General features: G+C 34.6%; 10 protein-coding genes. 8 read left to right on the top strand and 2 right to left on the bottom strand.

Annotated features, from left to right (window positions below; translation table 11 throughout):
* Positions 1-61: 61 nt before the first annotated feature.
* Complete coding sequence (locus C1Y58_RS04810; protein ID WP_105614839.1) at positions 62-2,269, bottom strand: AraC family transcriptional regulator; 2,208 nt, start codon at positions 2,267-2,269, stop codon at positions 62-64.
* Positions 2,270-2,504: 235 nt separating this feature from the next.
* On the opposite strand from C1Y58_RS04810, the gene C1Y58_RS04805 reads away from it, so the two are divergent.
* The 8 genes from C1Y58_RS04805 to C1Y58_RS04770 all read left to right on the top strand — a co-directional run bounded on the left by C1Y58_RS04805 (position 2,505) and on the right by C1Y58_RS04770 (position 16,056).
* Complete coding sequence (locus C1Y58_RS04805; protein WP_105614838.1) at positions 2,505-3,464, top strand: ABC transporter permease; 960 nt, start codon at positions 2,505-2,507, stop codon at positions 3,462-3,464.
* Positions 3,465-3,477: 13 nt separating this feature from the next.
* Positions 3,478-4,380, top strand: a complete 903-nt coding sequence (locus tag C1Y58_RS04800; protein WP_105614837.1) for a carbohydrate ABC transporter permease — start codon at positions 3,478-3,480, stop codon at positions 4,378-4,380.
* Positions 4,381-4,399: 19 nt separating this feature from the next.
* Positions 4,400-6,064 (top strand): extracellular solute-binding protein, encoded by a 1,665-nt coding sequence (locus C1Y58_RS04795; RefSeq protein WP_105614836.1) that lies wholly within the window; start codon positions 4,400-4,402, stop codon positions 6,062-6,064.
* 88 nt (positions 6,065-6,152) lie between these two features.
* The gene (locus tag C1Y58_RS04790) at positions 6,153-8,447 is read left to right on the top strand and encodes a glycoside hydrolase family 95 protein (RefSeq protein ID WP_105614835.1); all 2,295 of its coding nucleotides are present in this window, start codon (positions 6,153-6,155) and stop codon (positions 8,445-8,447) included.
* A 263-nt stretch (positions 8,448-8,710) separates the two neighbouring features.
* Positions 8,711-10,204, top strand: a complete 1,494-nt coding sequence (locus tag C1Y58_RS04785) for a response regulator transcription factor (RefSeq protein WP_157949952.1) — start codon at positions 8,711-8,713, stop codon at positions 10,202-10,204.
* A complete protein-coding gene (locus tag C1Y58_RS04780) occupies positions 10,201-11,871 on the top strand; it encodes a sensor histidine kinase (RefSeq protein ID WP_170311519.1) in 1,671 nt (556 codons plus the stop codon). The genes C1Y58_RS04785 and C1Y58_RS04780 overlap by 4 nt, the downstream gene beginning before the upstream one ends.
* 197 nt (positions 11,872-12,068) lie before the next feature.
* Complete coding sequence (locus C1Y58_RS04775; RefSeq protein ID WP_105614832.1) at positions 12,069-13,721, top strand: type 2 periplasmic-binding domain-containing protein; 1,653 nt, start codon at positions 12,069-12,071, stop codon at positions 13,719-13,721.
* Positions 13,722-13,755: 34 nt separating this feature from the next.
* Positions 13,756-16,056, top strand: coding sequence for a glycoside hydrolase family 95 protein (locus C1Y58_RS04770; protein WP_105614831.1), 2,301 nt, complete (start codon positions 13,756-13,758; stop codon positions 16,054-16,056).
* Positions 16,057-16,120: 64 nt separating this feature from the next.
* On the opposite strand, the gene C1Y58_RS04765 is transcribed toward C1Y58_RS04770, so the two are convergent.
* Positions 16,121-17,053, bottom strand: a complete 933-nt coding sequence (locus tag C1Y58_RS04765; protein ID WP_207655704.1) for an aminoglycoside phosphotransferase family protein — start codon at positions 17,051-17,053, stop codon at positions 16,121-16,123.
* Between the last annotated feature and the right edge of the window lie 34 nt (positions 17,054-17,087).

Here is a 17,087-nt window from a genome sequence, read left to right as displayed (position 1 = left end):
ATCCCTCCCGAAATCCTTTTTTATTAGGATATCACATCTAACATGACAACAACCTGTCGTATTAATTATATGAATTTCTATTCTTCTTTTTATATTCTGTAGCAGTAACACCGTTGATTCGCTTAAATGCTCTAGTGAATGTATTAAGGGAGCAGTAACCTACTTGAGTCATGATATCTTTTATAGGGAGCTCAGTTGTCAATAATAATTCTCTGGCTTTAGCCATACGTATTTCTTGAAGATACTGTATAAAATTAGTATGAAAATAATTCTTAAAAAGTTGCGAGATATAAACTTCTGTAAATCCGTATTTGTCAGCAAGTAAGCTCAAGCTCATATTAGGCAGAGGGTAATTCTCATTAATATACTGCTCCATGTTTTCCATTAAACTAGAATATTGATTTTCTTTTTCTTTTTTTATGAGTTGACTGAGATCTATAAAAGACTTTCTTATAAGTTGTATTTGTCCTAGTGGGTCTGATTGCTTTACTTTCTTAAATAATTCAATACTTTCATCAGTCATACCTGAGTTTTTCGTAAGAATACGTTCTTGTAGTTTAATATATGTTCCACAAAGCTCATATATAAAAGCATCTAGCATATCGCTGGTTAATGCTCTTTCTAGAATATTGGCTTCAAAGAGATCATGTAAAATCTTATGAACATCAGATATTTTCCCTGCTTGAACACAATTGATCAGTCGGGTTTCTATATCGCAAGGATAATAGTAAAGCCCATGCTCACACATAAGAGGAGAACAAATTAAAATTCGCTGCGATACCTTAGGGATATGTGAAATATGAATCAGTAAATCCTTAGCATTATTAAAAGACTGTGACACGTTTAGTATATCATTTTCTATGGTACCAACTGAATACAAACAATGGGTGTATCCAGCATGGTCAAGAGCCTGTTGGATGCAATCTATTTTTTTCATCATTCCTAACTTAAGTTTCTCATGATGTCTAGAGTCATCAGTAAAAATCAATGCTATACGATTGGGTGAGACTTGACAGATAAAATCTCTTTCAACGTATTGAGATAAAATAGAGAGAATTTCAATGATATCTGTTGCTTGTATTTCCTCATAATCATCTCCACTTTTATCCCAACTGATGGGGTAAAAATCAAGTAAAGTCACAACGAAAAGGCCATCTATGTACTGATTGGCGTCGATGGATTGCACCATTTGAAGTAATTCTTCCTCTGTCTCAAAATTACCATGTAACCATTTCTCTACAAAACTTTGTCGTAATGTGATTTGTTGTTCCATTATTTTAATGCTGAGTTGCTGATGATCCTCCATGAGTTGAATAACAGGTTTCGAATATTTCTTTGCATAGTAGTATGAAATAATAAAAGTAAAAATCAACAACAAGAAATAAATATAAAAGCAGAATTTCTTAAATTCATTGAGAGACTTATAAGCTGATGTTTTCTCAACTTGTAAATGATATGTTAAAGGCATAACAGTAGATTGGGCAGATGATTGACTATAAACAATGGATGGATTGGAAGATAAGAGTTCGTCCATATTGCTGATCTCTGTTATGGTGATTGCTTTGTTGTCTTTAATAGTTAGAAGATGATGAAGCCCTTGATTACTAGTCATATACTCAGCAATTTTATTGGAATTCATTACAAACACAAGTACGGCTATAGATCCTTTAAAATCAAATGAGATAGTTTGTGTAATAAGAAATGCTTCTCTTTGCTGTCCTAGATAAATAGTTGGTTGATTAGGATGGTACTGACCTTCTAGGTAGATATCTCTAAAGAGCATGTCATAAAACTCTTCAGCAGCCATATCACCATAAGTAAATTGTTTTCCATAAAAGGAATCAAAGGTTGTCAAGCTTCTACCGTTGAGAACAACCTTGTTACTATTTTTATAGAAGATATAATACTGATCAATATAGGAATAATCGATGACAATATCATCAATCTCATTAAGTAAAGAGACTGTTGTGTAATAATTGTTATCCACATAGTCTTTTCTAAGATGAGCAAATGATGTAATGGATTCTGTAGATAGCAGTTTAATAGTCGTATCTTGAATATAGGTGAAGATATGATCTAAATATGTACGATAATGATTAAGGTAATCGTCTTGTTGACTCATGATATAGTCTTCAATTTTGTTATAAACAACACCATAAGCACTTGCAGAAGCTATTATAAAAATGACAGTAATGATGAGATAGGGGGTAAAGTATTTGGTAAATAATTTAATGAATTTCTTGTCAGATTTTGAGATTGAAGTAGTCATTTGCAACAGCCCTCTTCTGAAAATTTCTATTACCTTAGATTGATTTCATTGTAATAGATAGTCATTAACAAGTCAATAAATGTGGACTTTCTTTAATAATATCCAAACATTTTAAGAAATGCACATCCCATAGTTTATAGGATGTAGAGCAGTTTAAAAACTTAGGATTGTCATCACAGGATTTGGTGTTAGTCTATTAACGAAGGAACTACTATACAAGGGGAAAGGAGAAATAATGATAAGACAAAAAAGAACTCAAAAAAATTACACACCAAGATCCAAGCTGAAAGTAATACAAAAAGAATGGTATTTAAATTGGCAGTTATATTTACTGCTATTTTTACCTATCAGTTATTTTATACTATTTAAGTATGTACCGATCTATGGGATACAAATTGCCTTTAAGGATTTTTCTATCATTGATGGTGTATGGGGGAGTCCCTGGGTTGGGTTTAAACATTTCATTACCTTTTTTACAGATTACCGTTTTTTTAATATAATAGGTAATACATTCATCTTGAATATTTATCAACTAATTGCTTCATTTCCAATACCTATTCTTTTTGCATTATCTTTAAATGCTGTGAATTGCAAAGGATTTAAGAAGACCCTGCAAATGATTACCTACGCGCCTCATTTTATTTCTACTGTTGTTATGGTAGGTATGGTATTTATATTTTTTTCTACAAGAACAGGGTTGTTTAATCAACTTTTAGTTGGAGTAGGGTTTGAAGAGGTTGATTTTATAGGAACAGCAAGTTCCTTTAGACATCTCTATGTATGGTCAGGAGTATGGCAAAGCATTGGCTTTAATTCTATCATCTACATAGCTACTTTAGCCGGTATTGACCCTACATTACATGAAGCTGCTATTGTAGATGGGGCTAGCAAGTTCAAAAGATTAATACATATTGATCTACCAGGAATTATGCCTACTGCAATTGTTCTATTGATATTAAATTCAGGAAAAATTTTGAATTTAGGTTTCGAAAAAGTATTGCTTATGCAAAACGATGTCAACATGCAGTACTCAGAGATCATTGCAACATATGTGTATAAAACAGGGTTAAAGTCATTTATACCACAGTTTTCTTATTCCACTGCTATTGGTTTATTTCAATCATTGATTGGCTTGATTATGATTATATCAGTCAATAAATTATCGCAAAAATTCTCTGAATCTAGTCTATGGTAATGGAGGGATAAGAATGCTCAAAAGTAGTATTAATGAAACAAAAGGAGATAAGGTTTTTAATATTGTCAATTATTCAATACTATTCGCCATACTGGTGGTTATAGCGTACCCATTAATCTTTATAGTGAGTGCATCTTTTAGTGATTCCCTAGCGCTTATACAAGGGCGGGTATGGCTATTTCCAGTAGATTTTTCACTGGATGGCTATAAAGCCATTGTAGATCATAGGGGAATTAACATGGGTTATTTGAACTCTTTTTTCTACATGTTTGTAGGAACAATAGTCAATATAGTTTTCACGGTTATGGTAGCTTACCCTCTATCTAGACAAGATTTGAGGTTGAGAAAGTTTTTTACTTTGCTCATCGTCTTTACCATGATCTTTAATGCAGGGTTAATACCTACCTACATGTTAATAAGACAATTAGGATTAATTAATTCACGGCTAGTTTTGATCATACCTAAGGCTGTAAATGCTTGGAATGTAATGGTTACAATAACCTACTTTAGAACAAGCATACCAAAAGACTTGCTAGAAGCAGCTCGCATAGACGGATGTAGTGATATCAATTTTCTTTGTAGAATTGTATTACCCTTATCCAAACCAATATTGGCTGTTATAGGGTTGTTTTATGCAGTAACCCATTGGAATGCCTATTTTGACGCTATGATCTATTTATCAGATAAAACAAAGTTTCCATTACAGATTATTTTGAGAGATATATTAATTCAAAATCAAATAGGAACGGATCTTGCTATGACTGCTGATCCAGAAACGTTACTTATGAGAGAAAACTTAGCATTATTATTGAAGTACTCACTTATAGTGGTATCCAGTATACCCCTTATGATTCTTTATCCATTTGTTCAAAAGTACTTTGTTAAAGGGGTTATGGTAGGTTCAGTTAAGGGTTAAATGAAAAGGAGGAAGTAAAATGTGTGCAAAAAAAAGAGGTATTTGTTTCGTAATGATATGTATCTTGATAGCAAGTTTATTGGCAGCATGCGGTTCAAATCAAAGTAGCCAAGAAAATACTATGGATACAGGGACAACAGAAGTAAGTAACAATGAGGGCGGTAGTTCAGAATCTAATGAGAAATTGTCCTTTCCTTTAAAAGAAAAGACACCATTAAGTGTTTTTGTTCGATTTGGGACTGAAGTGGACGATTATGAGACCAACGATTATACACTTTGGCTAGAAGAACAAACCAATATTGATTTTGATTTCATTACAGCTTCTAAAGATGATGAAGTGGAAAAACTCAATATATTGTTAGCAACAGGTAGCTATCCAGAAGTTTTACTTACAAGCAAATTGAACTATTCACAACAAGCCCTATACGGTTCTCAAGGCATTATTTTACCACTTAACGATCTTATTGAGAAATACGGTGAAAATACCAAGAAGGTATTTGAAGCATACCCTACCGCTAAGACCTTAACAACAGCTGCCGATGGTAATATCTATAACTTACCTTTAGTTAACGATTGTTATCACTGTAAGTCAGCTCAAAAGGTGTGGATCTATCAACCTTGGCTGGAGGAAGCTGGTCTGGATTTACCAACGACAACTGAAGAATTTAAAGAGGTACTTCAGGTTTTTGCCGATCGAGGTGAAGATGTTATCCCATTTATTGGATGTGATCAAGGTTGGAAATCTCAAGTATATTCTTTTATTATGAATGCCTTTGTATATTATAGTCATGATCAGGAAGGGTTATTTCTTAAAGATGGCAAGGTAGCAGCTTCATATGCTCAAGATGGATGGAAAGAAGGTTTAAAATACTTACAACAGCTAAGAAAAGATGGCTTATTGGCAACAGAAAGCTTTACAATTGATAGAAATGGTGTTAAGCAAATTGCTAATAACCCTGATAAGGTTATTCTTGGTGCGTTCCCATACGGTTATCAGCAAGGTATTGTATCCGGTGCTACGGATCGTTGGTTAGAGTATACCGCTGTACCACCTCTTAAAGGACCCAATGGGGTTCAATTTACTGAATATATGCCGTATAGAAATGATTTTTTACCTGGATTCAGTATTACAAACAAATGTGAGAATCCTGAAGCTGCAATGCTATTAGCTGACTTCTTCTATACAGAAGAGTCAACCCATAGAGCTATTATTGGTCGTAAAGGCATTGATTGGGATTACACCAATGAAGGCATTGGTATAAACGGCGAACCAGCAAGACATGATATTCTAATACCTCTTGCTAAGCAAGATGCAAATAACAGATGGGGACAAATCAGTAATAGTTTTAGATCTGAAGATATTCGATTAACACTTAAAGCTAAAAGTGATAAAGATATGGAGGTTATTCTATATAATGAGACAGCGAATAAGTATGTTGATCATCGACCTGGTTTAGATGTGATTTTACCTCCATTACCTTTTACGGATCAACAAAGTGCGGAACTAGTACCTTATCAAAATACCATTGAAAGCTTCTATAAAGAGAAAATTGCATATTTTGTTTTAGGAGATATGGACATTGATGCAGAATGGGAAGGTTACATACAACAATTAGAGCAAATGGGTCTCAATAAAATGCTAGAAATCTATCAAGAAAGTTTCGATGCTAACTTTGCCAAGTAAGATTTTAGCCAGCATGATGATCAATCATGCTGGCTTTATTAAGAGATTTTAAAGTAAATGATTCTTTACAGGAGGAGAATAGATAACTATGAATAGTTGCAAGACATTAAATTACGATAAGCCGGCTAACGACTGGGCTTTGGGTATGCCAATAGGGAACGGATGGCTTGGTGGTATGATTATGGCTGGTTATTCACAAGAACACATCTATCTAAATTTGGATACATTATGGACTGGAAATGGAAGAGATAAGAATATTAGAGGCAGCTATCAATATCTACATGACGCAAGAAGACTAATACAAGAAGGGCAGCTGTCTGAAGCAGATGATTTTATAGGTAAGCATATGCTAGGCGATTTTTCTGAAACTTATATGCCAGCTGGTGATCTTATTATAGATTTTGAAGACCCAAATGGAGAAAGTAAAAGAGAGTATCGTCGTGTGCTGGATCTTGACAAGGGAATCGTATCGATCACTAATAAGTTATTGAGTAGAGAATTATTTTGCTCAAATCCTGATGGTATTATGGTGACAAGTATCCGGGGAGAACATATAGGGTGTCGTATATCACTGACATCACAATTAAGGTATACCAGTAATAGAACACATGATGGAATTATCATGAATGGAGAGGTGCCAATTTGGGCAACGAAGAGGAATTTTCAGGATGACGTGATTTTACACTATAATGAAGATGAACCAGGTATCAAGTTTTTGATGCAAATAGCAATAGATACTGATGGTGTCCTATCAGGAGATAAAGAAGCGATAATTCTAGAGTCTGCTACCTATGTTCATATTTATCTAGTAGGTGATACGACTTTTGAAGGTGAGTCTATTGAGACAATAAACAATAACTGTATTAAAGTTTTACAGAATGCTAAAGAAATGGGCTATAACACATTAAAGAAAAGACATATGGACGATTATAGTAGTTTGTTCCATCGAATGGATTTTCAAATAGGTAATAGCAATACTCAAACAGGAACAGATCTATTGACCAACGAACTGGTTGACCAATATCAAATAAGTAAGGAGCCTAATATATTAATCCCTCTAATCTTTAACTTAGGAAGATACCTCATTATTTCAGGATCGCGAGCAAATAGTAAAGCTATGCACTTACAAGGGTTGTGGAATAAAGACTTGCAACCTATATGGCAATCCAATCATACCATTAATATCAATACAGAGATGAATTACTGGCCTGTAGAAGTTTGCAACCTCAGTGAATGCCATTTTCCATTGTTTGATATGATTGAAGATATGGCAAAGAAAGGTGAGAAAACAGCTAAAGAACACTATAATTGTAGGGGATGGGTTTCTCATCATAATACAGATATTTGGGGGCACACGTCACCAGTAGGGCTAAATAATCCGAAAAAATTAGTTCAAGCAGCCATGTGGCCTATGAGTTCAGGATGGTTATGCCTACATCTTTGGGAACATTATCAATATACGCAGGATGTTATCTTTCTAGAGAACAAAGCACTACCCATTATGGAATCAGCAGCTCAGTTTTATTTAGATTTTCTAATAGAAGACGATGAGGGTAAACTTATATCATGCCCGTCAACTTCTCCTGAAAATAAATATCTCTACAAAGGAGAAAACATTGCAGCAAGTCAATCATCAACCATGGATGTGGCAATTATACGGACTTTATTTAAGAATATTTTAAAAGCGTATAAGGTTCTACAACAAGAGAAGAAAGACTTTGCGCTACAGTTAGTGAATACTCTAAATAAGTTAAGAAGTTATCGCATAGGCGATCAAGGTGAATTAATGGAGTGGGTGGAAAACTATGAAGACGTTGAACAAGTTCATCGACATGTATCACATTTGTTTACCTTATTTCCAAGTGATGAAATAACATCTGAAAGTACACCAGAACTTGCAGAAGCCTGTAAGAAGAGCTTATATTATCGTGGTGATGATGGAACAGGATGGAGTATCGCATGGAAGGTTCTTTACTGGGCCAGACTGAAGGATGGCAATCATGCATGTAAGCTAATAGATCGTTATTTACAACCCATATCGGATATGGATGTTAATTATTTTCATGGAGGGATTTATTACAGCTTACTTTGTGCCCATCCACCATTTCAGATTGATGGCAATTGTGGTATCACTGCTGCCATAGCAGAAATGTTATTACAGAGTCATGCAGGCTACCTCGAATTGTTACCAGCACTACCATCAAACTGGATAGAAGGGCAGATCACAGGTATTGTAGGCCGTGGTAATTATATATTGGATTTTCAGTGGAAAAACCAAAAAGTCATATCAGTTCTTGCACATGGTGAAACTGAAACTTGTAGAGTTAAAATCAATGGAGAGTATAAAGAAATCCCGTGTAATACAAAAATATACCTAGAGTAACTATACATAGAAGGTAACCTAGATCAAGTTAGCGGAATGATTGTTAACAAAGAATACCGATAAACTCGATATATGATGATTTTAAAAATGACCATTAAAGATAACGATATCTTTATTGGTCATTTCTATTCTTTACGGAAGCTATAATAAAAACATAAATCAGTATAAGAAATCATGATAAACTTATATTGCTTTTTGGATGGGGAAATGATATAAATGAGATATCAATAACTGTCGAATTTACTGTGGAAGTGGTGATTTCATTGAAAAGGTATAATTTGCTTTTAGTAGATGATGCAGAAATCGAGTTAGATGGACTAGTATTTCTAATAAAAAAATATCAGTATCCCTTTAATATTTTTAGAGCAAACAATGGTGTAGATGCGTTGAATATTCTGGATGAAGAGACTTTTGATCTTATCATAACAGATATTCGTATGCCGGAAATGGATGGGTTGGAGTTAGTATCAAAAATTAGAGAGAGAAAGAGCAATGCTACCATCATTATAAGCAGTGCGTATCGTGATTTTACTTATGCCAAGCAGGCTATGAAGTTAAACATAGAAGATTATCTGGTTAAGCCAATTAATATAGAAGAATTCAGACATGTAATGAGTAAAGTTCTTCAAGAGATTAACGGTTATCAAGATCAATATCATCAAGAGGTGTGTGCCTATATCTTTCAAGCTGTATATGGTAAAAATTCATCATCTCTTTATCAAGCATTAAAGAGTATAGGATATAGTGATGACTCTGAATATTCCCTTATTGTCATGTACAATTCTGAACACTTTTTTGATATGCGTGTAGAGAAGATGGCATTGATCATGAATCAATGTTTAAGCAGTGAATATTTCTATGTGAATCTCAATGAACAAGAGAGTCTCATATTAATCCCTAAAAATAATTCACAGAAAAAAATCAATGAAGAATGCCACAAGTTGTTTGATAAAATATCTAGAGAAGGACATTTCATTTTTAGTGTGAGTAGCCGTTTCTTTAATATAGAAGAACTCAATCATCAATTCCAATTTCTCGGGGATTTATTGGAGAATCAACTCTATAAAGGGTGTAATCAATACTTGATAAACAACGAATATATAGAACCTTATATGGAGGGAAGTAGTGAAATAAAGAAGAGAATTGATGTTTTATGTGAAAATATACAACTTAAGAACTTGAAGATAGTAAAAGAACAGATAGATGATTTTTTTAGTTACCTCAAAAGTGATAATAATTATTCTGCCTTTTTTGTGAAATACTTAATTTGTAACGTGATCAATAGCTTTATCAATAACTATCAAATATCACAGAACGCAAGTGTGATTATCAATCGAATAATGAAACACTATCAGCTTCAAGAACTACATCAAGAAGTGCTACTTATTTTTGAAGAAGCTGCAAAAGCTCAACAGCTTATATTATCGGAAAAGAAAGAAGCAGTCAAAGAAGCAGTTCAATTTATCAACGAAAATTATAATAGAGATATAAGTTTACAAACATTAGCAGATCATGTTTATCTATCTCCTAATTATCTGAGTTATTTATTTAAACTGGAGATGGAACAAACGATTACAGAATATCTTATCAATAGGCGATTAGAAAAAGCTAAATACTTATTGCAACATACGCCATTGAAGATTACACAAGTGAGTCGTCAAGTTGGTTACGAAAATGTACCCTATTTTACATCTTTATTTAAAAAGTACTATGGCATGACGCCAGGATGTGCGAGGAAAGAGTGGCGAAAGACATGAAAAAACAACCTTTCTATTCCTTTAAGACAAAATTAATTTTGAGTTATCTATTATTGATATGCCTTCCCTTAATTATTTTGGGGGGGTATTCATTTATAGCATCTAGGAATGCTCTCTATGAGCAAATGACGCGAGAGCATAGAAGTCATTTAGCAGATATCGAATATCAGATCACCTTCAAAATACAAGAATACATAGAATTAGGTGACTTAATCAGGTACGATGAAAATATACTCCGTATATTAGAGAATGACTATAGAGATGCTATTAATCTAAGAAGAGATCTGGTCAACTATTTAGATCCATTTTTCAAAAGAACTTATCTACTTAAGCCTGGATTAAAAGCAATCAAAATTTATACAAGTAGCACAGTTCCACAATATGATGACTATATCAACCATTTGGAAAAGATGCATGAGCTGGAATGGTTACCTGAGGGTAGTACTGAAGGCTGGTTTGTTGATGGAACCTATGTGTATTTTGTTCAGCAATTTTTTAATTATATGAATTATGATGATGAGAATTATCTAGTACTAACAATAGACAAGCAAAGTTTATTAACCAATATTAATGGAATCCGTAATGAGGCAATTATCATTATGGATAATATGACTAACATAACCTATCAAAGTGAACATAACCAACTTACTGAGGCATTCTTAGCTGGTATTGATAACAAAGGTTATCAAGTATTAAAAGAGCGGGTTGAGTTAGTTGATTGGTATATATACGCCATTGTAGAAAAAAATATTGATTCTATACAGTTAATGAGTATTATCAAAATCATGTTAACTATTATTATGGCGTGCCTTGGACTATTATTTATACTTGCGATGTACTTAACCAATACTTTGTTTGGACCCATTAAAGATCTAGTAAGAGTGATGAAAAATGTTGGAGAAGGAGATTTCAAGGTACAGATTGAATCATGCAGTCATGATGAAATAGGGTATATGACTTACGAATTTAATCACATGATAACCAAGATTAATGACCTTTTTGAACAAGTATATAAAGCAAACATCATTAAGAAAGAGGCTCAGCTAAAAGCACTTCAAGCTCAAATTAATCCACACTTCTTATATAATACTTTATCCATGATTAACTGGAAAGCTATCCTAAACCACCAAGATGAAATCAGTAAAAGTGTAACCCTCTTATCTAAATTCTATGAAACCGCTCTAAATAAGGGGAACAGCATTATATCTGTATACGATGAAGTTGAAAACATGAAGGCATATATTGAGTTACAGTTGATTATGCACAGCTATGCTTTTAGTGTTGTATATGATATTGATGATTCGGTGTACCAATACCATATGCTCAATTTAGTACTTCAACCTTTTGTAGAGAATGCCATTGAACATGGGGTACGTCAATTAGAAGATTTAGAAGAGGGTTTAATCAGGTGTAAGGCTTATTCTACAAAGAATAACTTAATATTTATAATAGAAGATAATGGGGTTGGCATACAGTCCAATCAATTAGTGAATCTTGTAAATGAAAAAAATGAGCATTATGGTATCAATAATGTGCAGGAACGAATTCAACTTCAGTTTGGGGAGAAATATGGCGTAGAGCTCCATAATAGAGAAAAGGATGATGGAAATGGGGTTCGGGTTATTATTACTCTTCCTCTGTATAAATTAACAGAAGACAATGAATAACAAAGAGAAGTATAAGGAATCTGTAAATAATGAAAAAGGAATTACTATCATTGCCTGTTAAACTATTAGTAGAGCCGATGATAGGGTTTATACTTCTCAAATATATATACCAGTCAATCCTTGAAGAGTTGTGTTGATATAGTCAAACTATATCGGTAGTGGTATCAAGACTAGGCATAAAATGGGAGGCATAATAAATGAAGAGGATAGTCAGATTGACAATCATCCTTATCATTGCACTCTATCTACTAATGGCTTGTTCCAAAAAGGAAGATAAAGAGATGCAATCGGTACCTGAGACAGATCAGGTGACTTTGATTGAAGATAAGAAAAAGCATAGCGATACGCCATTAGAAGAAGAGAGAATGGATATTCAAATTTGGACCGTTAATGACTTAAAGTATATGGATGAGGAAAACCATATGACAAATTACTTAGAGGCTAAGTATCAAGTGACAATTGAGTACTTACCGCGCCCAGTAAGCGATGCAGATTGGGGTGTAAAAGTTCGACTAGATTTATCAAGTGGTAACCCACCGGATCACTTCTCTGATGTAACACCTCAAGATTATGAGAAGTATTTTAATCAAGGTATTATAAGAGAAATACCAGAAGATGATATCAATATCTATGCTGCTGATTATATGGCTTGGATTACTCAACATCTAGGTGAATGTCCCTTTCAAAATGTGCGAGATAGTGAAGGAAAGATTTTTGCGATGCCAAAACCATGGACACCTGCATCTTCAGCTCGTGTATTAGCCTATCGAAAGGATTGGGCTGAAAATGTTGGGGTTACAACAGCACCACGAGATTTGGTAGAGCTTGAAGAGTTGTTCATTAAGTTGTCAAAGGATGACCCAGACGGCAATAATCAAGACGATACGTATGCTATAACAGCATCTGGAGTCCATGTTGATCGTCTTATGGAATCCTTTGGGTTTGTCTTTGGGGCTTATAATGTATATCCAGGTATCTTTACTGTTAATTCAGGAAGGGTTATACGAGGTGAATTAGAAGTAGGAGCTAAGGAGGCATTGACAACTTTAAATCGTTGGTATGAAATGGGGTTAATAGATCCGGATTTCATGGTCAATAAACCTGTAAATTTCGATGAAGCCATCTATACAGGCAAAGCAGCTGGTGGGGTATGGTCATGGTATCAATTCGTACCTGAAGGTGTATTCCACGGGGGAAAATACTATGAGTACTTTAATGGAAAGGTGGAGTTTGAAATCCTAGAAGCGCCAGTTGGACCTGATGGTTATTCGGGATATATAGAACCATCTCCATATTTAAATGTTGGGCTTATCTTTTTTAATCATGTCAGTGATAACCAATTGAAAAAGTACCTGCAAATCTTTAATGATGGTGCCTTTGATTTAGAAACACACTTAAATATTCAAAGGGGTATTGAAGGCGTTACCTATAAGAAGGTTACTGATGTTCATGGAGAGGTGTTTTATGAGTGGTTACCCCCATATGATACAAAAGAAGCAAGATATGAGTTTGGTACAGGCGGCTTAGCTACCATTGGCACTTGGTGGAATGATTATGATTTTCAAGAACCATTTATAGTTGCTCCAGAGTTTAGAGAAATGAATAAAGAATTATCAACACGTTCGGCAGGAAGATATGATGAATTAATTACGATATCCAAGCCAATCTACAATGAATATAAAGAGAAGCTTGATCAATTATTAGCAGAAAACTACATTGAATTCATTGTGGGTTTAAGACCACTGGATGAATACGATGCTTTTGTAGAAGAGTATAAGGCAGCAGGGGCAGATAAAATCATGGAGGAGGCACAAGCATTATATGACCAATTCAACAAAATTGGAAATTAGACGATAGTTTTAGGAGGATTAGAGGAGGAAAGAGATGAGAAATAATGTTAATTTACTTTGGTATGAAAAGCCGGCAGACTCTTGGGAAAAAGGAATGGCCATTGGTAACGGATGGCTAGGTGGAATGGTTATGGGAGGATGTGAGCAGGAACATATCTATTTAAATCTAGATACATTATGGTCGGGTTATGGGAAAGACAAGAATCTTTATGGTAATGCTCACCATGTAGAAACGGCAAGACAACTGATAAAAGCAGATAAATTAGAAGAGGCTGATAATTTCATTGGCAAACAACTATTAGGGGATTTTTCTGAGACTTATATGCCAGCTGGTGATTTATGGATTGATTTTTATAAGGAGAATCAAAAAGAGGAGACATATTGTAGGCAGTTGGATCTACATCAGTCCTTAATAAAAATTGAGAGAGGTCAACACCATCATAGAGAGATATTTTGTTCATACCCAGATGGACTTATAGGTGTACGACTTGAGGACAGTGAGTTAAATTTTGACCTTCATTTAACCTCACAATTAAAACATCAAATAACTACTCAGGGAAATAGGATAACCCTTGATGGTTTAGCGCCATCCTATGTGGAACAGCGATTTTCAAATAACAAAGAGGTAGCCCATTACTATGACGATCGCCCGGGAATAAGATTTGCATTAGCATTAGTTGTGGATACAGATGGAGTGATTGTTCATAGAGATAATACTCTGTCTATTAGCACAGCTAGCTATGCAACAGTTTATTTAACAGGCGATACCAACTTTAAAAAGGGAGACGATTATAACTATCTAACAACATGCCATGAACGCTTAAGAGAAAAGTTACTCCTGCCCTATAAGACGATACGAGACAACCATATTGAAGATTATAGAAGGCTCTATGACAGAGTATCTTTTAGTATAGGAGACAATGAAGAAGAGAAGAGTTGCCCTACAGATGCATTGCTTCAGCAGTTCAAGGAAACTAGCCATGAGCTGAGTTTAATTCCATTAGCATTTAATCTAGGGCGATACCTTATTATTAGTGGTTCAAGAGAAAATAGTACAGCTATGAATTTACAGGGAATTTGGAACAAAGACATTAGACCCATTTGGCAATCTAACTATACTGTAAACATCAATACACAAATGAACTATTGGCCTGTAGAAATGTGTAACCTCAGTGAATGTCATGAGCCCTTATTTGACTTATTAGAGATCATACATAAAGCAGGACGAATTACTGCAAAGGAACATTATGATTGTGAGGGATGGGTTTCACACCACAATATTGATTTATGGGGACATACGTCACCAGTAGGACTATATAAACCTACGAAACTTGTACAAGCAGCTTTCTGGCCTATGAGTTCAGGTTGGTTGAGTATTCATTTGTGGGAACATTACTTATATACAGAAGATCTAGTATTTCTTAGAGAAAAGGCTATGCCAATAATGAAGGATTCTGTTATATTCTATTTAGATTGGCTTACAGAAAATGATAAAGGTCAGCTAGAAACCATTCCATCTACATCTCCCGAAAATCATTATGTTTGGAAAGATGGAAAGAATGTAGCTGCAAGTATTAGTACAACAATGGATATAGGGATTATCAGGAAATTGTTCAAGAGTGTCCTAGAGGGGCTAAAAATACTTGGACAGGACCCAGCATTGCAATTCAAAATAAATGATACGTTAAGTAAGTTACGACCTTATCAGATTGGTAAGCATGGTCAATTGATGGAGTGGATCAAAGATTACGAAGATATGGATCCTGTACATAGACATGTTTCACACTTGTTTGCTTTATACCCAAGTGATGAGATAACTGTTGAAGCCACACCAGAGTTAGCAGAAGCATGCAAAGTCACATTAAATCAAAGAGGTGATGATGGCACGGGATGGAGCATAGCGTGGAAGGTATTATACTGGGCAAGGTTAAAGGACGGTGATAAAGCCTTCAACCTATTGAAACGGTATTTAAACCCTATAACTAGTAATGAAGTCAATTATTATAATGGTGGCGTCTATGATAGTTTATTATGCGCACATCCTCCATTTCAGATCGATGGTAATTGCGGTATAACAGCTGCCATTGGTGAGATGTTGATTCAAAGTCATAAGGATTATATTGAACTACTCCCTGCTTTACCTAATTCATGGGATAAGGGTGAACTGTTAGGAATCAAAGCACGAGGGAATTACACTCTTGACTTTAAATGGAAGAGTCATAAAATTACTTATTTAAAAGTCATCTCTGCTAAAAAAGAATGTATCGTTAAAGTAAATGGAAAAATTCATACGTTCCCATGCAACCAATTAATTGATCTTAATAAGATTGCATAGTATACGATATGTATGATATTTAATAGGAAAGTATAAAAAGAAGAGGAAATGAAGTTGATGGACTTCATTTCCTCTTTTCAGGTTCTTGGTACCAATTAGGTATATATGTTTCAAAGCCTTGATAGCTATGGATTATCTTTTGAGCTAATTTAATCATATGATTAACATCTTCTTCACCAAAAGGAATAGCCCAGGGAATAGATGCAATAATGTTCCTAGCATTATATAAAGCTAAGAGACGAAAAAATTCATCAGGGACCTGATCATTAAAGTAACTATGCAATTGTCCATTGGCAAATGCTGGGCTGGTATCCCATGTAAAAGAATAGCGGTCGTACTCTTCCCAAGGATCACCATAGCTGCATCGATTAAAGTCTATAATGCTTAACTCATCATTGGGTGTAATTAACATATTTCCAATGTGATAATCACCATGCTGGAAGGTTATAGGGCGATCTTCTAGTAGATGACGATTTTCTGCTAGATAAGCCAATACCATATCATCATGGTCTACTTTAACAGAGCAACCGATGTATCTTTTAATTACACGATCGATCTTTGGATTGTATGTATCAGTCCACGGTTCAACATCTTTTTCTGGCTTAAGGGAGTGAATCTTTCTCAGTATCTCTCCAGCTTTGACTCCCATTTGATATTGTTCTTCCACAGACATCGTCGGTAATTGATCTTCAGCATCAACACCTTCAATCCAAGTCAAAAGTGTGTAAACCTTAGTACCTTCTCCGCAAATACCAAAATCAAGAGGCATGGACATGGGGATACCTAACCTTGATGCCTTAGTCATCATGTCATACTCTTCTTGTTTACGCTGATATTCATTAATATCTGATAAACGTAGTAATAACAGCTTATCTCGTGAATCAGTAATCTTATACTTTTGATCATCAGACCAACCCTTGTTCACTAATTCAATTTTTACCCATTGTTTATACCTAGGAATATCTTTGAGTAACACCATATGATCATTTGTTTGCATCCACAAATCCTCCTTCATTTCCTTACAAATGTGT

The sequence above is a fragment of the Vallitalea okinawensis genome, assembly GCF_002964605.1.
Classification (GTDB): domain Bacteria; phylum Bacillota; class Clostridia; order Lachnospirales; family PQDH01; genus Vallitalea_A; species Vallitalea_A okinawensis.
Note: the sequence above shows the minus strand (reverse complement) of the source record. Positions and strands in the feature narration are given on the sequence as shown.

What these genes read in the sequence shown, in the direction of transcription:
- C1Y58_RS04800 (WP_105614837.1), top strand. Translation starts at nt 3,478, where the DNA reads ATGCTCAAAAGTAGTATTAATGAAACAAAAGGAGATAAGGTTTTTAAT.
- C1Y58_RS04795 (WP_105614836.1), top strand. Translation starts at nt 4,400, where the DNA reads ATGTGTGCAAAAAAAAGAGGTATTTGTTTCGTAATGATATGTATCTTG.
- C1Y58_RS04775 (WP_105614832.1), top strand. Translation starts at nt 12,069, where the DNA reads ATGAAGAGGATAGTCAGATTGACAATCATCCTTATCATTGCACTCTAT.
- C1Y58_RS04790 (WP_105614835.1), top strand. Translation starts at nt 6,153, where the DNA reads ATGAATAGTTGCAAGACATTAAATTACGATAAGCCGGCTAACGACTGG.
- C1Y58_RS04805 (WP_105614838.1), top strand. Translation starts at nt 2,505, where the DNA reads ATGATAAGACAAAAAAGAACTCAAAAAAATTACACACCAAGATCCAAG.
- C1Y58_RS04780 (WP_170311519.1), top strand. Translation starts at nt 10,201, where the DNA reads ATGAAAAAACAACCTTTCTATTCCTTTAAGACAAAATTAATTTTGAGT.
- C1Y58_RS04770 (WP_105614831.1), top strand. Translation starts at nt 13,756, where the DNA reads ATGAGAAATAATGTTAATTTACTTTGGTATGAAAAGCCGGCAGACTCT.
- C1Y58_RS04810 (WP_105614839.1), bottom strand. Translation starts at nt 2,269, where the DNA reads ATGACTACTTCAATCTCAAAATCTGACAAGAAATTCATTAAATTATTT.
- C1Y58_RS04765 (WP_207655704.1), bottom strand. Translation starts at nt 17,053, where the DNA reads ATGCAAACAAATGATCATATGGTGTTACTCAAAGATATTCCTAGGTAT.